Consider the following 19,789-nt stretch of genomic DNA (forward strand, 5'->3'; position numbering starts at 1 on the left):
GCGACACAAGGCCGCTCCTACAAAGGGCGCGGTGTTAGAGCTTCGGGGTGTGGACGCCGTCGTCACCGGTGATAGTTACGCCGCGGGTAGCAGCGTCGGCACTGGCGCGAAGCACTTCCAGCTCGGCGGCGCCACGGTCAATGTCACCCTTCAGACGCTGGTATTCCTGACGATGACGCAGCCACCAGGCCTTGGTCGCACAACGGCCCTTGACCCCGCGTGCCAGCGCCAGGCCGCCAACGGCAACCTGCAGCAGGCCGATCACGCCGCCATGGCGCATACCTTTGCTGATCATGAGGGCGCCACCGGCCAAGGAACTGGCGCGTTCCCAGCCATGCACGTTCTTTTCCTCGGTATGGGCATTGGAATCTAGATCAAGCATGAGCAGAGCCTCCAGGTAGGTTGGTAAATAACTGACCCTGGCGGTTGTCGCGCCGTTCATTTCATATGCCCAGCGGCCTGCCTGTTACTTGAATTTAGGCCCCGAGCGGGTGTTCAGGCCCTTGGCCAGGCGGTCGTAAAGCACCACGTTGACGGTTGCCGCAAGGTTCATGCAGCCTTCGGTGGGGATATAGATGGTTTCTTCGCACCAGGCGCGCACGTTCTCGTCGAGGCTGCCGTCTTCCGGGCCGAAGATATAGATGGCGCGGTCAGGGTGGGTGTATTCAGGCAGGGGACGGGCGCCGTCGACCAGCTCCACCGCCACCGGCGTGCAGCCCAGCGGGATGATGCGTTGCAGGTCGTCGATGCCGATCAGCGGAATGTCGTAATGCACCCGCTTGGTGTCGGTGACGAAATCACGCGCGCGCTCATACCGCTTGCCGGTGTAGAACACCGAACTGACGCCGTAACAACCCGCAGCGCGCATCACCGAACCGACGTTCTCTGCAGACTTGGGGTTGAACAGGCCGATGCAACTGTACCGTTTGTTCGCCACGTGCCGGGGCCCTTCGCAAAAAAAACGCGATTATACGGGGTTGCCCGGCCGCTGTGGGCTCAGTCTTTCTTGAGCAGACCGGCCAGCCCGGCGAACGGGTTGTGCGTAGCCTTGGCGATGCTCGGGGTGGCCGTCGAGCCTTCGCTGAAGTACTGCTGATCGGTGTAGCGCGAGTGCTCGTTGTCGTGGCAGTACAGGCACAACAGCTCCCAGTTGGAGCCGTCCTGGGGGTTGTTGTCGTGGTTGTGGTCGCGGTGGTGCACGGTCAGTTCGCTCAGGCGCTTGCCTGCGAACTCACGGGCGCAGCGGCCGCAGACGTGCGGGTACATCTTCAGGGCCTTGTCGCGGTAGCCCATTTCCTTGTCGCGCTTGGCGTCGGCGATGATGCGGTCCAGGCGGGCGGTGGCGGAGAGGGTGGAACTCATGGTGTGACCTTTCTTGTAATCAGGCTGATGACGGTTATGGCGTTGAGTCTAGCGTGGTTACAGGCCAGGCGGACAGGCAAAAACCCGCAGATGGGCGTAGCCTGTAGATGAATTTTCGACAGGAGGTTGCCGATGCTCCACGCGATCCTCAGCGCACTGATCCTGCTGGCCGCGCCGCTGGCCGACGCTGCCGGGCAACAGCCACGCATTAGTACGCCGGTGCCCGGTGCTCCGGGTACCGCCACACCCACGCCGTATCCGCAGATCACCCCGAGCGCGCCACCCAAAGCCTACGACAATCAACCCGGTGGGCCGCTGTTGCCACCGATGCCGCTGCCTAGCCCGCGCCGGGACGAGCCGCTGCCCGGCTTGGAGCAGGACGCGCCCAGGCCGCAGGGCAAAGACGACTAGACCTGCGCCAGGCGCTGGCCGTCCTGCATGCGCAGGCGTTTGGACAGCGCCACGGCGAGTGCGCGAATGATCCGCGCAGCAATCCGCGGCGCTTCGTTGAGCATCTTCTCCAGCGAATCCTTGCCCAGCGTCAGCAGCTGGCATTCGCTGGCGGCCACGCAACTGGCCGAGCGCCGCTCGCCGTCGAGCACCGCCATTTCGCCAAAGGCGCCACGGCGCAATACGGCGATTTCGACGGCCTGGCCACTGCTGTCGGTCTTGCGCACCGACACCTGGCCGCGGTGCAGAATGCACATGAACGTGCCGGCGTCGCCCTCGGCAAAGATAGTCTCGCCGGCGCTCATGTTGCTCAGGCTGAAATAGCCGGCAGCGGCAGCAAATTCGCTGGCCTGCAAGGTGTCGAACAGGCCGCAGTCCATGAGCATGTCGCGGATTTCGGCATTGAGGTGGGAATGGTCGGACATGGTCTGGTCTTCTGCGCTTGGCGTGGCAACGTTGATCACGCGGCCACGCAAGATTGTTCACGGTTGTGCATAGGACAACAGCAAAGCCGGTTTACACCACGCCGAGCTCATTGAGTACGAACGCATATTCCAGCGCCACATCGCGCAGCCCCTGATAGCGGCCGCTCATGCCACCATGGCCTGCACCCATCTCGGTCTTGAGCAGCAGCAGGTTGTTATCGGTCTTGAGCGTGCGCAGGCGTGCTACCCACTTGGCTGCTTCCCAATACTGCACACGGCTATCGTTGTAGCCGGCCACTACCAGCATCGCCGGGTAGGCCTGAGCCTTGACGTTTTCATAGGGCGCGTAAGCCTTGATTCTTGCATGCACCTCGGGTTGTTCAGGGTTGCCCCACTCATCGTACTCGGTCACGGTCAGCGGCAGTTCAGGGTCGAGCATGGTGTTGAGCACATCGACGAACGGCACCTCGGCAATCGCGCAGCGGAACAGCTGCGGGCGCAGGTTGAGCACCGCGCCGATCAGCAATCCACCGGCGCTGCCGCCGCTGATCGCCAGTTGTTCCGGGCGGCTGACACCGGTTGCGATCAGGTGCTCGGCGCAGGCGATGAAGTCGTCAAAGGTGTTCTGCTTGTGTTCTTGCTTGCCAGCGCGGTACCAGGCCTCACCCAGCTCGCCGCCGCCGCGCACATGGGCAATGGCAAAGGCCACGCCGCGCTCGAGCAGGCTCAGCCGCGCATGGGAGAACCACGGGTCGAGGCTTTCGCCATAGGCACCGTAGCCATACAGATAGAGTGGCACCGTCTTGCCGACGTCGTCGCGGCGGCGTACCAGGCTGATCGGGACTTGGGTGCCGTCGTTGGCGGTGGCCCACAGGCGTTCGCTGACGTAGGCGTCGGCGTCAAAGGCACCGAGCACCGGGGTCTGCTTGAGCACTGACTGCGCGCCGTTGGCCAGTTCCAGCTGGCGCACCTGGGCCGGGCGATTGAGTGCCTCGTAGCGCAGGCGGATGCGCGTGCTGGCAAATTCCAGGCTGTCTTGCACGTATAGGCTGTAGGCCGCATCCGGCAGCTCGACGCGGTAAGGCGCCTGGCCTTGCGGGCGTACTTCAATGATGGGCAGGCCGCCTTCACGCAGGCTCAGCGCCAAGGCACTGGCATTCAGGCTGAGGCCTTCGAGCATGATGTTGTCGCGGTGGGCTACCAGCACCTGCCACTGTGCACGGCTGGGCACTGCCGCAGAGGGCGCCTGGTACAGGGCGAAGTTGATACCGTCCTGGTTGCTGCGGATAAACCAGCGCCAGTCGCCATCGAGCTGGCCGTGATCGGGGAAGTATTCATGGCCTTCTTCGCGTGCAGCCAGGCAGGTGAACTCGGCCAACGGCGTCTCGGCATCCAGCACCCAGGCTTCGCTGGTGGTCTTGCTGTTGAGCAGCAGGATCAGCTGGCGCTCGGAGCTGGCTCGGTAGCAGTGCAGAAAGAAGCGCCCGTCGTCTTCTTCGAACACCGTATGCGCATCAGCCTCGCCCAGGCTGAACCGGCGCAGGCGGCAGGGGCGATGGGTGTCGTCGAGTTCGGCGAAGAACAGCGTGCGGCTGTCGTTGGCCCAGGTCATGCTGCCGTCGCAGTCCTCGAAGGGCAGGGTGGTGATGGCGCCAGTGGCCAGGTCCTTGACATACAGCGTGTAGGTTTCTTCGCCATTGGTGTCGAGGCTGTAGGCCAGCAGCTGGTGGTCGGGGCTTACATTGAACGCGCCAAGCGACAGGAAGCCGCCGGCCGCCAGCTCGTTCGGGTCAAGCAACAGCTGTTCGGCGCTGGCGTCGACTGTGTTGGAATCATCTGCCGGGCGTGGGCAGCGGTAGTGCCGCGGGTACTCATCGCCAGCAGTGGTGCGGGTGTAGTACAGCCATGGCCCCCACGGCGAGGGCAGCGACAGGTCGGTTTCCAGAATGCGCCCTTTGATTTCCTCGAACAGCTGCTCGCGCAACGGCGCCTGATCGGCCAGGCAGGCCTCCTGATAAGCGTTTTCGGCCTGCAGGTAGGCGAGCACTTCGGCGCTGTCGCGCTGCTGCAGCCAGGCGTAAGGGTCGTTACCGGGGGCTTGCTGGGCGATCGGGGCAGTAATAGCGGGCATGTATGGTCTCTGGCGAAAGCGAATAGGGCCGGGCGACAGTGGCACCGGTGATCACGGGCAGACAGGCACCTGTGCCTAAAAGTGTTTATCATAGGCATCTCTTCGCCTGGCTTGCACGAACACCATGACCGAGAACGACTATACCCTTGCCTGGGGCCTGTATGCGGTGGCCGCCATCGGCTGCCTGCTGGTGACCTTCAAGCTGACTGGCTGGATGTGGCGCTGGCTGCGCGAACCGCTGCGGGTGCTGGTTGCGGTGCTGCTGCTGACGCCGACGATTGTCGACCCGGTCAAGGAAAGCTTCGCCCCGGCCATTGCCATCAGCGCGCTGGATATCGCCTTCAAGGTTGGCAACAACGCCTGGCGCGCGGCGTCCGATCTGGCCATGTACGGCATGATCGCCTTTGCTTTGTATCTGTTGTTCGTGCTGTTGCGCTGGCCGCTGGAAAAACGCGCCCGTGAGCGCCGCGAGCAAGCTGATGCAGCTGCCAAGCGGCAAGCCGCAGAAGACAGCGAAGTGCTGGTCGAGGCGCCGGTTGCCGCCGATCGCCACGACCGTTACCGCAATGATCCGCCGGCACCGGCCGCGCCTGGCCGTGGCCGGGTCGAGCCACGTCTCTGAGGGGAGCTGCAAGGCATGTGCGAACTGCTCGGCATGAGTGCCAACGTCCCCACTGATATCGTTTTCAGTTTTTCCGGGCTGATGCAGCGCGGCGGCCGCACCGGGCCGCACCGCGATGGCTGGGGCATCGGCTTTTACGAAGGGCGCGGCCTGCGCGTGTTTCAGGACCCGGCAGCGAGCAGCGAGTCGGAAGTCGCCAAGCTGGTGCAGCGCTACCCGATCAAGAGCGAAGTGGTTATCGGCCACATCCGCCAGGCCAACGTCGGCAAGGTCTGCCTGAGCAACACCCACCCGTTCGTGCGTGAGTTGTGGGGGCATAACTGGTGCTTCGCACACAACGGCCAGTTGCCGCAGTTCAGCGGCCAGCGCACCTTCTACCGGCCGGTCGGTGATACCGACAGCGAAGCGGCCTTCTGCGACCTGCTCAACCGCGTGCGTGATGCCTTCCCCGAGCCGGTCGAGGTCGAGCAACTGCTGCCGGTGCTGGTCGAGGCCTGCGCCGAGCACCGCAGCAAGGGCGTGTTCAACTGCCTGCTGAGCAACGGCGACTGGCTGTTCTGCTTCTGCTCGACCAAGCTGGTGCACATTACCCGCCGCGCGCCGTTTGGCCCGGCGCGGCTCAAGGACGTCGACATGATCGTCGACTTCCAGGCCGAAACCACGCCCAATGATGTGGTCACGGTGATCGCCACCGAGGCCCTGACCGAGAACGAAACCTGGAACCGCTACGAACCCGGACAATGGGCGTTGTGGCGGCATGGCGAATGTATCGCCCACGGGCAAAGCTAAGGACGCGGCATGTTCAGAAGTTATCTGCGGTTGCTGTTGTTCACCTGCGGCCTGCTGGCGGGCATTCAGGTCCCTGGCCTGGTCAAGGATTACGGCCAGCGCGTCGAGGCCCGTGTGCTGGAGTCGCGCGAGGCCTTGTCCGGCTTCCAGGAAACCGCCCAGCGCTTCTTCAAAGGCGACCTGCAAGCGCTGCTGCAGCATTACCGCACCAGCGAGGATCCGGTATTCATCAGCGATGCCAACAGCATCGAGAGCCTGCTGGTCCGCAACCAGTTGCTGGAAAACGAGTGGCAGGCCATGCAGGGCTCGTGGCTGAGCCAGAGCTGGCACGTGCTGGCGCAGGCTGACCCGCAATTGCGCGAAGAGACCTTGAACAGCTACAGCTACCAGATTCTGCTGGTGCCCGAAGCCATCGGCTGGGGCCTGAGCGCAGGCTTTGTGCTGGCGTTCGTGGTCGAAAGCGTGCTGGTGCTGCTGGGCTGGGTCATCCTTGGCGGGCGGCGCAAGGTGGTCAAGGAAAGCTGGCGCTAAGCCGGCTGGCCGCCTCGGCGCCGCCGTACTCTGTTCTAGTCGATTCAGGAGTCCGCCAGATGCAAACCCTGCTTCTCAACTGCGACATGGGTGAAAGTTACGGCAGCTGGCGCATGGGTCTGGATGCCGAGGTCATGCCCTACATCGACTGCGCCAATATCGCCTGTGGTTATCACGCGGGCGACCCGAGCATCATGCGCCGCACCGTGGCCCTGGCCCTGCAGCATGGTGTGACCATTGGCGCGCATCCGGCCTATCCGGATCTGGTCGGCTTTGGTCGTCGCTCGATGGCCTGCAGCAATGAAGAAATCCGTGATCTGCTGCACTACCAGATCGGTGCACTGGACGGCATCTGCAAGGTCCAGGGCGGGCGTGTGGCCTACGTCAAACCGCACGGCGCGTTGTACAACGACATGATGGCCGACCCAGTGAAGTTGCGCGCTGTGCTCGAAGCCGTAGCCGCCTACGACAGCAGCCTGCCGCTGATGCTGATGGCTACTGCTGATGACCGTGCGGCGCAGCAGCTGGGCGAGGAGCTGGGTGTCACCTTGTGGTTCGAGGCATTTGCCGATCGTGGCTACACGGCCAGCGGCCACCTGCTGTCGCGGCGGCTGCCGGGGGCAGTGCACCATGAGCCGGCGTTGATCATCGAGCAGGCGCTGCGCCTGGCCCGTGGCGAGACGTTGCTGGCAGACGACGGCAGCGCGCTGCGACTGAACGCCAGCACTTTGTGCGTGCACGGCGACAACGACAGCTCGCTGGCGGCGCTACGGCAGATTCGCCAGGCCCTGGATGCGCTGGTGCAGCCATGAACCTGCGCATCGAGGCGGTGGCCATCGACAGCCTGATGGTGCGCTTGTTCGATCGCATAGATGAAGCCAACATGCCGTGGATCCTCGCTGCCAGCCAGCGCCTGAGCAGTGCCCTGGGCGCCGATCTGGTTGACCTGGTGCCGTCCTATACCACCGTGATGGTGCAGTTTCGGCAGTCACCGACTGCGGCGCGAGGGCTGATTATCGAAGCGCTGCAAAATCTGCAGCCGGATGCAGGCGCGGCGGGGCGCAAGCACGAAATTGCCGTGTGGTATGACCCCAGTGTCGGCCCCGAGTTGCCATTGCTGGCAGCGCGCAGTGGGCTGTCCGAGGCCGATGTGGTGCGCCTGCACAGTGAGCGTGAATACCCGGTATTTGCCCTTGGCTTTGCCCCAGGGTTCGGCTTCATGGGGCTGGTCGATGAACGCCTGGCCACGCCACGGCTGAGCACTCCGCGCAAGCGCGTGGCCGCTGGCAGCGTCGGCATTGCCGAGCGCCAGACGGCGGCCTACCCAGCAGTGTCGCCGGGCGGCTGGAACCTCATCGGGCGCACGCCGGTACGTTTGTTTGACCGCGAGCGCGAGGGCTACAGCTTGTTGCAGCCGGGTGACCGTGTGCGTTTCGTCGCGGTGGACCACGCCGAATTCATCAGGCTGGGTGGCGACGACAGCCCGCTGGAGGGCCAGGCATGAGTCTGTTGATCGAGGCCAGCACGCCGCTGTGTCAGCTGCAGGATGGCGGGCGCTTTGGCGTGCGCCATCTCGGCGTGACCCAGGGCGGGGCGCTGGATTGGGTGGCGCTGCACTGGGCCAACTGGCTGCTGGATAACGCCTTGCAGGAGCCGGTGGTGGAAATCCCCCTGGGAGGTTTCAGCGTGCTCGCCCAGCGCGACTGCTGCCTGGCCTTGGCGGGCGCTGATCTGGATGCACGAATCGATGACCAGCCGCTCAAGCCCTGGCGCAGTTTTCATCTGCGTGCGGGGCAGCGGCTGAGCTTTACCCAGCCTCTGCACGGTGCTCGTGCTTATCTGGCCGCGCTTGGTGGTTTTCAGGCCGAGGCGGTAATGGGCAGTTGCGCCACGGTTGTACGCGAACAGCTGGGCGGGCTTGATGGCCAAGGTTCGGCGCTGATCAAGGGGCAGTTGCTGGCATGCGCCGATGCCCTGCCGGCCGAGCGCGAGGTGCCAGCACAATCAAGGCCGGTGTACGCCGCCAAGCCTGCGCTGGATCTGGTAATGGGCGCACAACTGGGGCAGTTCAGCGGCACCAGCCTGTTCGAGGCGTTCAACCGGAACTGGACCCTGGACAGCCGCGCCGACCGCATGGGCATGCGCCTGCTCGGGCCGCAACTGGTGTACCAAGGCGAGCCGATGATCTCGGAGGGTATCCCGTTGGGCGCCGTGCAGGTGCCACCGGATGGCCAGCCAATCGTGTTGTTGAACGACCGGCAGACCATTGGCGGCTACCCGCGGCTAGGTGCATTGACGCCCTTGGCGCTGGCCCAGTTGGCCCAGTGCCTGCCGGGGGGGCAGTTGCGCTTCAGAGCGGTGCTGCAGGAGTTCGCCTGGCAGGAGCAGCAAGCTTACCTGCAACGCTGGAGCTGATCTGAACGGCCGGGGTTACTTGGCCAGGTACTTCATGGCGTCTTCCAGGCCCTGCAAGGTCAGCGGGTACATCTTGTCTTCGATCAGCTCGCGGATCAGGTGAGTCGACGTGGTGTGCTCCCAGGCCTGTTTGGGGTACGGATTGATCCACACCACCTTCTTGAATTTTTCCTTGATCCGCCGCACCCAGACATACCCGGCTTCCTCGTTCCAGTGCTCGACACTGCCGCCGGGCTGGGTAATTTCATACGGCGCCATGGCCGCGTCGCCGACGAACACCACCTTGTAATCATCGCCGTACTTGTGCAGCAGGTCGAAGGTGGCGAAGCGCTCGGCGTTGCGCCGCAGGTTGTTCTTCCACACCGACTCATACACGCAGTTATGGAAGTAGTAATACTCCAGGTGCTTGAACTCGGTCTTGCACGCTGAAAACAACTCCTCGCAAATGCGCACGTGGGCATCCATCGAGCCGCCTATGTCGAACAGCAATAGCAGCTTCACCGTATTGCGCCGCTCCGGGCGCATCTGGATATTGAGCAGGCCGGCATCGCGGGCGGTGTGGTCGATGGTGCCGTCGATGTCGAGCTCTTCGGCCGCGCCCTGGCGAGCGAACTTGCGCAGGCGGCGCAGGGCCAGCTTGATGTTGCGCGTGCCCAACTCGACCTGATCATCGAGGTTCCTGTACTCGCGCTGCTCCCAGACCTTGACCGCCTTGCCGCGGCGCTCACCGGCGTCGCCAACGCGAATGCCTTCAGGGTTGTAGCCGCCTGAGCCGAACGGGCTGGTGCCGCCGGTGCCGATCCACTTGTTGCCACCGGCATGGCGTTTTTTCTGTTCTTCGAGGCGTTTCTTGAATTCTTCGATGAGCTTGTCCAAACCGCCCAACGACTGGATCTGCGCGCGTTCCTCATCGGTCAGCGAACGCTCGAACTCCTTGCGTAGCCAGTCTTCAGGGATCAGCGCCTCAAGGTGCCGGTCGAGGTTTTCCAGGCCTTGGAAGTACACTGAAAAAGCCCGGTCGAACTTGTCGAAGTGGCGTTCATCCTTGACCAGAATGGTCCGCGCCAGAAAGTAGAACTCGTCCATGTCGGCGAATACCACCCGCTGCTGCAGGGCATTGAGCAGGTCGAGCAGTTCACGCACCGACACCGGCACCTTGGCCGCGCGCATTTCGTTGAACAGGTTGAGCAGCATGACTGGCTCCTGTCAGCGATTACCGCGCCGGCTCATGAACGCCAGGCGCTCGAGCAACTGCACGTCCTGCTCGTTCTTGACCAAGGCGCCGGCCAGCGGCGGGATGGCCTTGGTCGGATCACGCTCGCGCAGGACCGCTTCGCCGATGTTGTCGGCCATCAGCAGCTTGAGCCAATCGACCAGCTCGGAGGTCGAGGGTTTTTTCTTCAGGCCCGGTACCTTGCGCACATCAAAGAACACATCCAGCGCCTCGCTGACCAGCGACTGCTTGATGTTCGGGTAGTGCACATCGACGATCTTCTGCAGGGTGTCGCGATCAGGGAAGGCGATGTAGTGGAAGAAGCAGCGGCGCAGAAACGCATCCGGCAGCTCTTTTTCGTTGTTGGAGGTAATAATGATGATCGGGCGCTGCTTGGCCTTGATGGTCTCGTCGATTTCGTAGACGTAGAACTCCATCTTGTCGAGTTCTTGCAGCAGGTCATTGGGAAACTCGATGTCGGCCTTGTCGATCTCGTCGATCAGCAGAATAACCCGCTCTTCAGCCTCGAAGGCTTCCCACAATTTGCCCTTTTTAAGGTAGTTGCGCACATCGTGGACCTTGTCCACACCCAGCTGCGAGTCGCGCAGGCGGCTGACCGCATCGTACTCGTAGAGGCCTTGATGGGCTTTGGTGGTGGATTTGATGTGCCAGGTGATCAGCTTCGCGCCAAACGATGCCGCCAGTTGCTCGGCGAGCATGGTCTTGCCGGTGCCGGGCTCGCCTTTGATCAGTAGCGGGCGTTCGAGGGTAACTGCCGCATTGACCGCCAGTTTCAGATCATCGGTGGCGACGTAGTCGCGGGTGCCTTCGAACTTCATCAACCAATCCTCTGCAAGTGTCTGGGCCGGCCCAGGCAAGGCTATCTAAATGTGTACTGGACTATACGCCGCACCTGGGCAGCTGCAAACGCAGACCGGGTATTCAGTCTCTGAATGGTGCGTCGCGCCGCCTTTCAGTCAGTGTCAGGCGCGGGCCTTTCATAGCGCGCACTGAACGCCTGGATGAAGCCATTGCGCAGGATCTGCAGAAACGCCTCGAAGCCATTGATGTTCTGCTGATGCACACTGCCGCTGAGCTCGACGCGGGTGGCGAACTGGTTTTCCGGCTGGTTTTTCAGCACGGTTTCGGTAGTGCCGACCACCGCTTCCCAGATCGAACGGAAAAAGCTTTTGTCTTTGTTCTCGACGTCTTGCTGCCAGTTGAATACTTCCACATTGCGCAGCAGCGGTTTGATGTAGCCCTTTAGTCGGCCTTTTTCGGCCTGAGCCTCGATCACCACGTCGCCATTGCCGGCATTGAAGTCGAACTTGCCATAGGCACTGGCGAAGTCATTCATCTTGCGCAGTTCAATGCCAGTAGCGCGCAGGCGGAACTCGAAATCATCGAAGTCGCTGAACGGGTCAAAGGTCGCCTTGCTCTCGACCTTGGCATCGCCGAGCAGGCGCGCGGTGCCTTCGAAGCTGGCGTCGCGGCGGCCCTCGGCATCGCGCACATTGGTCAGGTTGCGGATGCTCGCCTGCAACTGCGTGGCCTTGAGCGTTACCGGCGGCTTGGAGTTGAAGTTGCGGAAGGTCAGCGTACCGTCATCGATGCGCACTTCGTTGAGGGTGATCGGCAGCAGTTTTTCCAGCTGCTGGCGCCAGTCGGTGCCTTGACCGGTCTGCGAGTTCTGCTTGTTGCCACCGTCGACGAAGTTAAGCTCCGGGCGCAGGAAGGTCACCTCGGCCACCACTGCGTGGTCGTACCACAGCGAATGCCAGCTCACCGAAAAGTCGACTTTCGGCGCATCGACAAACGGCACCGGTACCTTGCCAGTGGTCTTGACGATCTTAAGGCCGTTGATCTGGTAGGCGCCGCGCCACCACGCCAGGTCGACGTCGCTGACTTGGCCGCGGTAATCACCCATGTCGGCCAGTTTTTCGTTCAAGTAGTCGCGCATCAGGTAGGGCAGGGCCAGGTGCACGGCAAGCAGTATCACAAGCAGGCTGACCAGGGCGACCAGTGGCCGGCGATAGCGGGCTGTCATGAGGGCTCTCCAAAGCAGGTTGAGCGGTTGACCGCAGGCATCGCCGGGGAGTTCGACCGGGCTTTACGCTGCTGGCGGGCAGGCTTACCCTTGAGGCTTTCCCGCTCGGTTAAGGACCCTGCCAATGAGCCGTATCTACGCAGACAACGCCCATTCCATCGGCAACACGCCGCTGGTGCAGATCAACCGCATCGCCCCGCGCGGGGTGACCATCCTGGCCAAGATCGAGGGGCGTAACCCCGGTTACTCGGTCAAATGCCGGATCGGCGCGAACATGGTCTGGGACGCCGAAGGCAGTGGCAAACTCAAACCGGGCATGACCCTGGTCGAGCCGACTTCGGGCAACACCGGTATCGGCCTGGCCTTCGTTGCCGCCGCCCGTGGCTACAAGCTGCTGCTGACCATGCCCGCTTCGATGAGCCTGGAGCGGCGCAAGGTGCTCAAGGCGCTGGGCGCCGAGCTGGTGCTGACCGAGCCTGCGCTGGGCATGAAAGGCGCCATCGACAAGGCCAACGAAATCGTTGCTTCGGACCCGCAGATGTATTTCCAGCCTGGCCAGTTCGACAACCCGGCCAACCCGGCTATCCATGAAAAAACCACCGGCCCGGAAATCTGGAACGACACCGACGGCGCGGTTGATGTGCTGGTTGCAGGCGTCGGCACGGGCGGCACCATCACCGGTATTTCCCGTTACATCAAGCACACCCAGGGCAAGCCGATCCTGTCAGTTGCGGTCGAGCCGGTGGCCTCGCCCCTGATCACCCAGGCGCTGGCCGGCCAGGAGCTCAAGCCCAGCCCGCACAAGATTCAGGGCATTGGCGCCGGGTTCATCCCGAAGAACCTTGATCTGTCGATTGTCGACCAGGTCGAGACGGTCAGCGATGACGAAGCCAAGGCCATGGCCCTGCGCCTGATGCAGGAGGAGGGCATTCTCTGCGGTATCTCCTGTGGTGCAGCGATGGCTGCGGCCGTGCGCCTGGCCGAAAAACCAGAGATGACCGGCAAGACCATTGTGGTGATCCTGCCCGACTCGGGCGAGCGCTATCTGTCGAGCATGCTCTTCTCTGACCTGTTTACCGAGCAGGAAAACCAGCAGTAAAATCCTGTGTCATGGCGGCTCTTGAGCAAACCGAGAGCCGCCTTGGAGTCCCGGCGCAGGGCGTGTACCGCGCAATTGCCTGACCCCGCGCAATACCCCGCGAAAGCCTTTATTACAAAATCTTCAACATTGCTATCCGGCGCAACCTGTTTTTACTGCGGGCGGATGGGTTTATGATGTTCGGCTATCTGCAAGTGATGGCCTGATTTCCTACTCCAAGGAGTGTTGCATGAGCTTTTCCTTTGTCGCCAAGGCGGGTGTCCTGCTGGTGTTCTTCGGCAGCGTGCTGTACGTCCATTTGCGCGGCAAGGCGCGCTTGCCCGTGCTGCGCCAGTTCGTCAACCATTCGGCGCTGTTCGCCCCCTACAACAGCCTGATGTACCTGTTCTCCGGCGTGCCGTCCAAGCCATACCTGGATCGCCAGCGCTTCCCTGAGCTGGATGTGCTCAAGGACAACTGGCCGGTGATCCGTGAAGAGGCCATGCGCCTGTTCGACGAGGGCTACATCCGCGCCGCCGAAAAAGACAATGACGCAGGCTTTGGCTCGTTCTTCAAGAAGGGCTGGAAGCGCTTCTACCTGAAGTGGTACGACAAACCGCTGCCGTCGGCCGAGGCGCTGTGCCCGAAGACCGTCGAGCTGGTCAGCAGCATCCCCAGCGTCAAGGGCGCGATGTTTGCCCTGCTGCCAGGTGGTAGCCACCTGAACCCACACCGCGACCCGTTCGCCGGTTCGTTGCGCTATCACCTCGGGCTGTCCACACCCAACTCCGACAACTGCCGCATCTACGTCGACGGCGAGCCGTATGCCTGGCGTGACGGGGAAGACGTGATGTTCGACGAGACCTTTGTGCACTGGGTCAAGAACGAGACCGACGTCACTCGGGTGATCCTGTTCTGTGACATCGAGCGGCCGCTGACCAGCCCGCTGATGACCCGCATCAACCGTAAGGTCAGTGCCTTCCTCGGCCGTGCTACTGCACCGCAGAACACCGATGACGAGCGCGTCGGCGGGATCAACCAGGCCTATGCCTGGAGCAAGCGCTTCAGCAACAAGCTCAGCACCCGGGTCAAACAGTTCAAGCGCGCCAACCCGAAGGCCTACCGCATTCTGCGGCCGATCCTGGCCGTACTGGTGGCTTACCTGCTGTATCGCTGGTTGTTCTGACTCAGCGAAACTCTGCGGGGATGGCGTGGCGCAACACGCCTTCCTCGAACTCCAGCGTTCCAGCTTCGCGCTGGGTCAGCAAGTAATAGAGCAAGGTGTCGAGCGACTGCGTCGGCGGCACCTGCACGGCCAGCATCTTCACCGCCTGCTCCACTTCGCTGGGGCAACCGAACTCGCTCAGCGCTGCGCGCACCGGCTCCAACGCCCCAGTTAACTTGACCAGCACGCGAAACACGCTGGCGCCGCCACTGTTGCTCAACGCCGCAAACCACACCTCGCCATCGGCTTCGCTGACGCTGATCAGGTCGCCTGGGGCGATGCCGTAGGCGTAGAACGGGATGCTGTCGATCAGGTAGCCAGCCTCTGTCTGCTGCGCCCACAGCCCTTCCACAGAAGCCGGAGGGTAGCCTTGCGCATCCTGCTCCAGGCGGAACAGGACCTTTTTGAACACCGGCGAGTGCTCCGTGCTCATGAGCGCGCCTGCGCCAGCGCGCGCGGTGCAGGCCTGAGTACCAGCCACAGCGCGACGCCGATCAGCAGCCCGCCGTACAGGTGGCCCATCGACAGCGACTCATCCAGCAACCAGGCGCCCCACAGCACGCCGAAGACCGGGATCAGGAAGGTCACGGTACTGGCCTTGACCGGGCCGATCTCGGCCAGCAGGCGGAAGTACAGGATGTAGGCAAAAGCCGTGCATAGCAGGCCCAGCCCGAGCAACGATAACCACACCTGCCAGCCGCCCCAACTGGCAGGTGGCTGGCTGAGGGCGCTCCAGGCGAACAGGGGGCTCAACAGCAAGGTTGCGCCGAGCATGCTGCCCAGGGCCGACAGGCGGCTGTCCAGGCCGCTGATCCAGCGCCGCGCGAGGTAGCCGGCAAAGCCGTAGCAGGTGGTCGCGGCCAGGCACGCCAGCGCGCCTTGCACCAGGGCCAGGTCCAGTGCCACCGGGCCGGCGCCACTGAGGATGCCGACGCCGAGCAGGCCAAGAAAAATCCCCGCCAGCTTGCTGACTGTCATTGGCTCGTGGAAGAACAGCGCGCCGATCAGCACGCCCATCAGCGGCGTGGTGGCGTTGAAGATCGCCGAGTAACCCGCAGGCAGCACCTGCGCGGCCACCGAGTAGAACGTCGCCGGGATGCCCGAGTTGATCATGCCCAGCAGCAGGCAGGCGCCGAGCTTGCCGTTGAACTGCCATGGCACCCGCGCCACGGCCAGGATCGCGATCAAGCCCAGGCACGCGATCGAGACCCGGAAAAACGCCGTCGGTACCGTACCGAGCTCCGGGGCGATGATGCGCATGAACAGGAAACTGGCCCCCCAGACAGCGGCAAGGGTCAGCAGGCGGGCGAGGGCGATGGGGCTCACGGGGGTCTCCAGAGTCAGGGCAGGGTGGGAGTGTACGTGAGTGCGCTGGACAGGTTCTTGTCCTTTCTTGCTGCGCTACTAAGCTGAGCGCTTGAACCCTGCAGAGGCATCGGTATGTCCCAGCACTGGCCCGCCAGCGAAATCGCCCGCAGGGTACTCGATGGCTTCGATAACTACCGCGAGCACTTCCGGCAGATAACCCTGGGTGCGCGCGAGCGATTCGAGCACGCTGACTGGCACGACAGCCAGCGGGCGGCAGCAGCGCGGATCAGCTTGTATGAGGAGAAGGTCGTCGAGGTCAACGGCTGGCTGCACAAGGGATTTGCCGAGGCGCTATTGCTCGATGTCGCACAATGGCCGTTGGTCAAAAGCGCCTACGTTGGGCTGATCAACCCGCGGCTGGACGATGAGTTGGCCGAGACCTGGTACAACTCGCTGTTTTGCAGCCTGTTCAGCCATGACCTGATCAGCGACAGCTGCATGTTTATCCACACCACCCGGCCGGCCCTGCGCGACCATCAGCGCGCTGCGCAGACGCGCATTTATCAGGCCGACGGTAGCTTGAGCGGGTTGTTGCACCGGGTGTTTGCCGATTACCCGTTCAGTGTCGACTATGCGGACTTGCCCAGCGACGTCAGCCGCCTTGAACAGCAATTGCGCAGCAGCTTGCCCGACTGGGTGTGCAAGGACCCGAGCCTGGCACTGGAGCTGTTTGCGCCGGTGCTGTACCGCAACAAAGGTGCGTATCTGGTAGGCCGTTTGTACACCCGGGATGAGCAGTGGCCACTGGTGATCCCACTGCTGCACCGCGAAGGTCATGGCCTCGAGGCGGACGCGGTGATCACCGACGAAGCCGAGGTGTCGATCATCTTCTCTTTCACCCGCTCCTATTTCATGGTCGATGTGCCGGCGCCGGCGGAGTTCGTCAGCTTTCTCAAACGTATTCTGCCCGGCAAACATGTGGCCGAGCTGTATACCTCGATTGGCTTCTACAAGCATGGCAAGTCGGAGTTCTATCGGGCGCTGATCAATCATCTGGCCAGCAGCGACGACCGCTTCGTCATGGCGCCGGGTGTGCGCGGCATGGTCATGAGCGTGTTTACCCTGCCGGGCTTCAGTACGGTGTTCAAGATCATCAAGGACCGTTTCGCACCGTCAAAAACAGTCGACCGCGCTACCGTGATCGACAAATACCGCCTGGTAAAAAGCGTCGATCGGGTCGGGCGCATGGCCGACACCCAGGAGTTCGCCGACTTTCGCTTCCCGCGGAAAAAGTTCGAGGCCGCGTGCCTGGCCGAGTTGCTGGAAGTGGCCCCGTCCACCGTGGTGCTGGAGGGCGACACGGTGCTGATCCGCCACTGCTGGACCGAACGGCGGATGACGCCGCTGAATCTGTATCTGGAACAGGCCAGCGACGCCCAGGTGCTGGAGGCGTTGGAAGATTACGGCCTGGCGATCAAGCAGCTGGCGGCGGCCAATATCTTCCCCGGTGACATGCTGCTGAAGAACTTCGGCGTAACCCGCCATGGGCGGGTGGTGTTTTACGATTACGACGAAATCTGCTTTCTCGATGAGGTCAACTTTCGCCATATCCCGCCGCCGCGCTATCCCGAAGACGAGATGTCAGGCGAGCCGTGGTATTCGATCGGCATCCATGATGTGTTCCCGGAAGAATTCCCACCGTTTCTGTTCGCCGATATCGGCCAGCGCCGCCTGTTCAGCAAGCTGCACGGGGAGCTATACGACGCCGATTACTGGAAAGGGCTGCAGGCGGCCATTGCCGGCGGCAAGGTCATCGATGTGTTCCCTTATCGACGTCAGCCGCGCGAATGACCGTCAGCCCTTGAGGCATTTCAGTTCACTGAAGCTGGTGCGCACCTTGCTCAGGCGCTCTTGCAGAAACTGACGCTGGGCGGGTGTGCTGTCCTTGATCAGGTCTACCAGCAGGCCGCGCGCCTGGAGCTCGGTGTTGTTGAACGCCTTGCGATAGTCCTGCGTCCACAGGCTTTCTTTGTGCTGCAGCAGCTGTGCGACGCGCGGTTCGAAGCTGGGCGTCGCACGTTGCTGCATGGCCAGCAGCAACTGTTGCTGCCAGTGCGCGCGGTTGGCGATCCACTGGCGGTTCTGGTCGCCCAAGGCTTGCGACCAGTTCTGCACGCGCAGGCGCTGGGCGGCGTTGAGCTCGCCGAGCCAGGGCTTGATGCGTTTCTCCATACGTTCGGCGCGTTTGCTGATTTGCTTGGCCAGCGGCGTGTCGACGTAGGTGCGCTGGCGCTCGCGGATGTCATCCGCGAATGCCTGGCGCATCTCTTCGACCTGCTGATCATCCATGCCGCGCAGCAGTTCGACTGCGGACGGAGTGATTGCTTCGGTGACCCGGGCAATCGCCTCGCGGGCCTCTGCTGTGCGCTGCTGCAAGGCCTGATCGGTGACTTGATCCTCGGCAACCATCGCACGCATGCGGTCGAGCCAGTCGAGGTAGCCGGGCAGCTGTGTGGTGCAGTGCCACGCCAGATGCGCCTGCAAGCGCTGGTCGAGCCAGTTTTTCTGCTCGCGGTTCATGTCCAGATAATCGCCCAGCGACCACGGCACCAGCGTGTCGAGGTTGCGATAGGCAAGGTCGATGCGGCTGCAGCCGAGCAGGGTGGCGGCGCAGAGCAGGGCGACAAGGCTGAAGCGCAGGGCGTTGGTCAGGCAGACAGGCATGAGCGAATCCTTGCAAGAGCGTGCCAGCAATAGACGCAGCGGCGGGTTTGCAGTTCAGTCGAACCAGCGGTCGGGCGAGGCGGCGGGTTCAGGTGTAGAATAGCCGCCTTGTCTTGAGGAACATCGGAAATGGCTCTACTTGGGCGTTACAACAGTTTGCAAATCGTCAAGCACGTCGAATTCGGCCTGTACCTGGATGGCGGCGCCGACGGCGAAATCCTCCTGCCGCGGCGTTACATCCCCAAGGATACGCCCACCGAGCTCGATGACTGGCTCAACGTGTTCATCTACCTGGACAGCGAAGACCAACTGATCGCCACCACCGAGAAGCCCAAGGTGCAGGTCGGCGAGTTCGCCAGCCTGAAGGTAAAAGATATCAATGGGGCTGGTATCTTCCTCGACTGGGGCCTGAGCAAAGACTTGCTGATGCCCTACTCGGAAGAGAAGCGCTCGCTGAAGATCGGCGATTACTGTGTTGTCCACGTCTACCTGGACAAACGCACCCGCCGCATCACCGCCACCGCGCGGCTGGACCGCTACCTCGACCTGACCCCGGCCGCGTACACCGCAGGCCAGCCGGTTGAGCTGCTGGTGGCCGATGAAACCGATCTCGGCTTCAAGGCGATCATCAACAACCGCCATTGGGGATTGATTCACAAGAACGAGATATTCAAGTTCCTGCGTTCGGGCATGCACGAGAAGGGCTTTATCAAGGAAGTGCGCCAGGACGGCAAGATCGCCCTGAGCCTGCAGCCGGTTGGTCAGGCCCTGGCCGATGGCCTGCAAGAGCAGATCATGGCCAAGCTGGAAGCTGCTGGCGGCACTCTGGCAGTGTGTGACAAGAGTGATCCGCAGGTGATCAGCGGCCTGTTCAACGTCAGCAAGGGCAACTTCAAGAAAGCCATTGGCGCGTTGTTCAAGGCCGGCCGTATCGTCATCCTTGACGATCGCATCGAGCGGGTCTGATCAGTCCTGGACGAAGGTGCGGAAGTCCAGCTGCTCGCCGCCCGGCCGGGTGTCGCGCAGCAGCGAATCGCGGTCAGCGCTGAGGGCCAGACTGATGGTCGAGCGGCGCTTGCCGGCGTTGCGCACTTCCAGTTGCTCCTGGTGCGCACGCAGGTAGTTGATCGGCACTTTCAAGTGCTGCAGCTCGTCTGACTCCGGGCTGTGCAGCAGCAGGTTGACCCAGTCAGGCTGGCCTTTGACCAGCAGCCGCATCGGGATGTCGAACCACCACAGGTTGCGCTTGGGGTCGAGGATGGCGAACAGGCAGTTGTCGCTGGTCAGCACCGGCCGGGCCAGCGCTTGGTTGCGCCGGGCGATGGCGGCGGGTTTGTCGAGTTTCATGCAGGTTCCTGCGGGTTGACGCTTGAGATGACCTGACATTGTGCGGGGTGGCGCGCGGGCGAGCAAGGCTTGCACACGCTGATGTCGCTTTACCCGGCTGCCTGCAATGGGCGGCTGTTTGC

The 19,789-nt window shown here is 62.7% G+C and carries 23 protein-coding genes; 11 read left to right on the forward strand and 12 right to left on the reverse strand.

Annotated features, from left to right (window positions below):
* Nucleotides 1-34 precede the first annotated feature (34 nt).
* From AC58X1_RS16375 to AC58X1_RS16385, 3 genes are all read right to left on the reverse strand, one after another.
* The gene (locus AC58X1_RS16375; RefSeq protein WP_312388815.1) at nt 35-382 is read right to left on the reverse strand and encodes a DUF2892 domain-containing protein; all 348 of its coding nucleotides are present in this window, start codon (nt 380-382) and stop codon (nt 35-37) included.
* 84 nt (nt 383-466) lie between these two features.
* A complete protein-coding gene (locus AC58X1_RS16380; protein ID WP_101317494.1) occupies nt 467-937 on the reverse strand; it encodes an RNA methyltransferase in 471 nt (156 codons plus the stop codon).
* 59 nt (nt 938-996) lie between these two features.
* The gene (locus tag AC58X1_RS16385) at nt 997-1,362 is read right to left on the reverse strand and encodes a YajD family HNH nuclease (protein ID WP_101317496.1); all 366 of its coding nucleotides are present in this window, start codon (nt 1,360-1,362) and stop codon (nt 997-999) included.
* Between the two features lie 132 nt (nt 1,363-1,494).
* On the opposite strand from AC58X1_RS16385, the gene AC58X1_RS16390 reads away from it, so the two are divergent.
* Nucleotides 1,495-1,773, forward strand: coding sequence for a hypothetical protein (locus AC58X1_RS16390; RefSeq protein WP_497429154.1), 279 nt, complete (start codon nt 1,495-1,497; stop codon nt 1,771-1,773).
* Here AC58X1_RS16390 and AC58X1_RS16395 read toward each other — a convergent pair.
* Together AC58X1_RS16395 and AC58X1_RS16400 are read right to left on the reverse strand one after the other, a co-directional pair.
* Nucleotides 1,770-2,237 (reverse strand): cyclic nucleotide-binding domain-containing protein, encoded by a 468-nt coding sequence (locus AC58X1_RS16395; RefSeq protein WP_101322960.1) that lies wholly within the window; start codon nt 2,235-2,237, stop codon nt 1,770-1,772. The two genes, AC58X1_RS16390 and AC58X1_RS16395, sit on opposite strands and share 4 nt — an antisense overlap.
* A gap of 91 nt (nt 2,238-2,328) precedes the next feature.
* A complete protein-coding gene (locus tag AC58X1_RS16400; RefSeq protein ID WP_497429155.1) occupies nt 2,329-4,368 on the reverse strand; it encodes a S9 family peptidase in 2,040 nt (679 codons plus the stop codon).
* 124 nt (nt 4,369-4,492) lie between these two features.
* Between AC58X1_RS16400 and AC58X1_RS16405 the strand changes: the two genes are divergently transcribed.
* From AC58X1_RS16405 to AC58X1_RS16430, 6 genes are read left to right on the forward strand one after another with little or no spacing between them, the layout of a single operon-like run.
* Entirely contained in the window at nt 4,493-4,990 is a 498-nt protein-coding gene (locus AC58X1_RS16405; RefSeq protein ID WP_101317502.1) for an MFS transporter, read from the forward strand.
* A 15-nt stretch (nt 4,991-5,005) separates the two neighbouring features.
* Nucleotides 5,006-5,779: a class II glutamine amidotransferase gene (locus AC58X1_RS16410; protein WP_101317504.1), complete on the forward strand. Its 774-nt coding sequence runs from the start codon at nt 5,006-5,008 to the stop codon at nt 5,777-5,779.
* 9 nt (nt 5,780-5,788) lie between these two features.
* On the forward strand, nt 5,789-6,310 hold the full coding sequence (locus AC58X1_RS16415; RefSeq protein WP_101317506.1) for a DUF2937 family protein: 522 nt from the start codon (nt 5,789-5,791) through the stop codon (nt 6,308-6,310).
* Nucleotides 6,311-6,369: 59 nt separating this feature from the next.
* Nucleotides 6,370-7,122: a 5-oxoprolinase subunit PxpA gene (locus tag AC58X1_RS16420; protein WP_497429156.1), complete on the forward strand. Its 753-nt coding sequence runs from the start codon at nt 6,370-6,372 to the stop codon at nt 7,120-7,122.
* Nucleotides 7,119-7,814, forward strand: a complete 696-nt coding sequence (gene pxpB / locus AC58X1_RS16425; protein ID WP_497429157.1) for a 5-oxoprolinase subunit PxpB — start codon at nt 7,119-7,121, stop codon at nt 7,812-7,814. Before AC58X1_RS16420 ends, pxpB begins: the two co-directional genes overlap by 4 nt.
* On the forward strand, nt 7,811-8,725 hold the full coding sequence (locus tag AC58X1_RS16430; RefSeq protein ID WP_497429158.1) for a 5-oxoprolinase subunit C family protein: 915 nt from the start codon (nt 7,811-7,813) through the stop codon (nt 8,723-8,725). The genes pxpB and AC58X1_RS16430 overlap by 4 nt, the downstream gene beginning before the upstream one ends.
* 15 nt (nt 8,726-8,740) lie before the next feature.
* Here AC58X1_RS16430 and AC58X1_RS16435 read toward each other — a convergent pair whose 3' ends face one another.
* The 3 genes from AC58X1_RS16435 to AC58X1_RS16445 form a co-directional block, all read right to left on the reverse strand.
* Nucleotides 8,741-9,919 (reverse strand): vWA domain-containing protein, encoded by a 1,179-nt coding sequence (locus AC58X1_RS16435; protein ID WP_497429159.1) that lies wholly within the window; start codon nt 9,917-9,919, stop codon nt 8,741-8,743.
* Nucleotides 9,920-9,931: 12 nt separating this feature from the next.
* Nucleotides 9,932-10,777: an AAA family ATPase gene (locus AC58X1_RS16440; protein ID WP_101317515.1), complete on the reverse strand. Its 846-nt coding sequence runs from the start codon at nt 10,775-10,777 to the stop codon at nt 9,932-9,934.
* A 134-nt stretch (nt 10,778-10,911) separates the two neighbouring features.
* Nucleotides 10,912-11,985, reverse strand: coding sequence for a DUF748 domain-containing protein (locus AC58X1_RS16445; protein WP_220633240.1), 1,074 nt, complete (start codon nt 11,983-11,985; stop codon nt 10,912-10,914).
* A 124-nt stretch (nt 11,986-12,109) separates the two neighbouring features.
* On the opposite strand from AC58X1_RS16445, the gene cysK reads away from it, so the two are divergent.
* Both cysK and AC58X1_RS16455 read left to right on the forward strand, forming a co-directional pair.
* Nucleotides 12,110-13,084, forward strand: coding sequence for a cysteine synthase A (gene cysK / locus AC58X1_RS16450; protein WP_103436487.1), 975 nt, complete (start codon nt 12,110-12,112; stop codon nt 13,082-13,084).
* A gap of 229 nt (nt 13,085-13,313) precedes the next feature.
* The gene (locus AC58X1_RS16455) at nt 13,314-14,249 is read left to right on the forward strand and encodes an aspartyl/asparaginyl beta-hydroxylase domain-containing protein (RefSeq protein ID WP_101317521.1); all 936 of its coding nucleotides are present in this window, start codon (nt 13,314-13,316) and stop codon (nt 14,247-14,249) included.
* 1 nt (nt 14,250) lies between these two features.
* On the opposite strand, the gene AC58X1_RS16460 is transcribed toward AC58X1_RS16455, so the two are convergent.
* Both AC58X1_RS16460 and AC58X1_RS16465 read right to left on the reverse strand, forming a co-directional pair.
* Entirely contained in the window at nt 14,251-14,721 is a 471-nt protein-coding gene (locus AC58X1_RS16460; RefSeq protein WP_497429160.1) for a DUF4265 domain-containing protein, read from the reverse strand.
* On the reverse strand, nt 14,718-15,614 hold the full coding sequence (locus AC58X1_RS16465) for a DMT family transporter (RefSeq protein WP_101317525.1): 897 nt from the start codon (nt 15,612-15,614) through the stop codon (nt 14,718-14,720). The genes AC58X1_RS16460 and AC58X1_RS16465 overlap by 4 nt, the downstream gene beginning before the upstream one ends.
* Nucleotides 15,615-15,728: 114 nt before the next feature.
* On the opposite strand from AC58X1_RS16465, the gene aceK reads away from it, so the two are divergent.
* The gene (aceK, locus tag AC58X1_RS16470) at nt 15,729-17,447 is read left to right on the forward strand and encodes a bifunctional isocitrate dehydrogenase kinase/phosphatase (RefSeq protein WP_497429161.1); all 1,719 of its coding nucleotides are present in this window, start codon (nt 15,729-15,731) and stop codon (nt 17,445-17,447) included.
* A 3-nt stretch (nt 17,448-17,450) separates the two neighbouring features.
* Here the strand turns inward: aceK and AC58X1_RS16475 are convergent, their stop codons facing one another.
* A complete protein-coding gene (locus AC58X1_RS16475; RefSeq protein WP_101317530.1) occupies nt 17,451-18,320 on the reverse strand; it encodes a DUF6279 family lipoprotein in 870 nt (289 codons plus the stop codon).
* A gap of 129 nt (nt 18,321-18,449) precedes the next feature.
* Here AC58X1_RS16475 and AC58X1_RS16480 point away from each other — a divergent pair, with 129 nt between their 5' ends.
* Nucleotides 18,450-19,286, forward strand: a complete 837-nt coding sequence (locus AC58X1_RS16480) for a CvfB family protein (RefSeq protein WP_103436493.1) — start codon at nt 18,450-18,452, stop codon at nt 19,284-19,286.
* Here AC58X1_RS16480 and AC58X1_RS16485 read toward each other — a convergent pair whose 3' ends face one another.
* The gene (locus tag AC58X1_RS16485) at nt 19,287-19,667 is read right to left on the reverse strand and encodes a hypothetical protein (protein WP_150571494.1); all 381 of its coding nucleotides are present in this window, start codon (nt 19,665-19,667) and stop codon (nt 19,287-19,289) included.
* Nucleotides 19,668-19,789 lie beyond the last annotated feature (122 nt).

The organism is Pseudomonas sp. PGPR N4 (assembly GCF_059693665.1).

What these genes read in the sequence shown, in the direction of transcription:
- AC58X1_RS16420 (WP_497429156.1), top strand. Translation starts at nt 6,370, where the DNA reads ATGCAAACCCTGCTTCTCAACTGCGACATGGGTGAAAGTTACGGCAGC.
- AC58X1_RS16435 (WP_497429159.1), bottom strand. Translation starts at nt 9,919, where the DNA reads ATGCTGCTCAACCTGTTCAACGAAATGCGCGCGGCCAAGGTGCCGGTG.
- AC58X1_RS16375 (WP_312388815.1), bottom strand. Translation starts at nt 382, where the DNA reads ATGCTTGATCTAGATTCCAATGCCCATACCGAGGAAAAGAACGTGCAT.
- AC58X1_RS16415 (WP_101317506.1), top strand. Translation starts at nt 5,789, where the DNA reads ATGTTCAGAAGTTATCTGCGGTTGCTGTTGTTCACCTGCGGCCTGCTG.
- AC58X1_RS16440 (WP_101317515.1), bottom strand. Translation starts at nt 10,777, where the DNA reads ATGAAGTTCGAAGGCACCCGCGACTACGTCGCCACCGATGATCTGAAA.
- AC58X1_RS16390 (WP_497429154.1), top strand. Translation starts at nt 1,495, where the DNA reads ATGCTCCACGCGATCCTCAGCGCACTGATCCTGCTGGCCGCGCCGCTG.
- AC58X1_RS16430 (WP_497429158.1), top strand. Translation starts at nt 7,811, where the DNA reads ATGAGTCTGTTGATCGAGGCCAGCACGCCGCTGTGTCAGCTGCAGGAT.
- AC58X1_RS16445 (WP_220633240.1), bottom strand. Translation starts at nt 11,985, where the DNA reads ATGACAGCCCGCTATCGCCGGCCACTGGTCGCCCTGGTCAGCCTGCTT.
- AC58X1_RS16485 (WP_150571494.1), bottom strand. Translation starts at nt 19,667, where the DNA reads ATGAAACTCGACAAACCCGCCGCCATCGCCCGGCGCAACCAAGCGCTG.
- AC58X1_RS16480 (WP_103436493.1), top strand. Translation starts at nt 18,450, where the DNA reads ATGGCTCTACTTGGGCGTTACAACAGTTTGCAAATCGTCAAGCACGTC.
- aceK (WP_497429161.1), top strand. Translation starts at nt 15,729, where the DNA reads ATGTCCCAGCACTGGCCCGCCAGCGAAATCGCCCGCAGGGTACTCGAT.
- AC58X1_RS16405 (WP_101317502.1), top strand. Translation starts at nt 4,493, where the DNA reads ATGACCGAGAACGACTATACCCTTGCCTGGGGCCTGTATGCGGTGGCC.
- cysK (WP_103436487.1), top strand. Translation starts at nt 12,110, where the DNA reads ATGAGCCGTATCTACGCAGACAACGCCCATTCCATCGGCAACACGCCG.
- AC58X1_RS16460 (WP_497429160.1), bottom strand. Translation starts at nt 14,721, where the DNA reads ATGAGCACGGAGCACTCGCCGGTGTTCAAAAAGGTCCTGTTCCGCCTG.
- pxpB (WP_497429157.1), top strand. Translation starts at nt 7,119, where the DNA reads ATGAACCTGCGCATCGAGGCGGTGGCCATCGACAGCCTGATGGTGCGC.
- AC58X1_RS16410 (WP_101317504.1), top strand. Translation starts at nt 5,006, where the DNA reads ATGTGCGAACTGCTCGGCATGAGTGCCAACGTCCCCACTGATATCGTT.
- AC58X1_RS16385 (WP_101317496.1), bottom strand. Translation starts at nt 1,362, where the DNA reads ATGAGTTCCACCCTCTCCGCCACCGCCCGCCTGGACCGCATCATCGCC.
- AC58X1_RS16400 (WP_497429155.1), bottom strand. Translation starts at nt 4,368, where the DNA reads ATGCCCGCTATTACTGCCCCGATCGCCCAGCAAGCCCCCGGTAACGAC.
- AC58X1_RS16455 (WP_101317521.1), top strand. Translation starts at nt 13,314, where the DNA reads ATGAGCTTTTCCTTTGTCGCCAAGGCGGGTGTCCTGCTGGTGTTCTTC.
- AC58X1_RS16395 (WP_101322960.1), bottom strand. Translation starts at nt 2,237, where the DNA reads ATGTCCGACCATTCCCACCTCAATGCCGAAATCCGCGACATGCTCATG.
- AC58X1_RS16475 (WP_101317530.1), bottom strand. Translation starts at nt 18,320, where the DNA reads ATGCCTGTCTGCCTGACCAACGCCCTGCGCTTCAGCCTTGTCGCCCTG.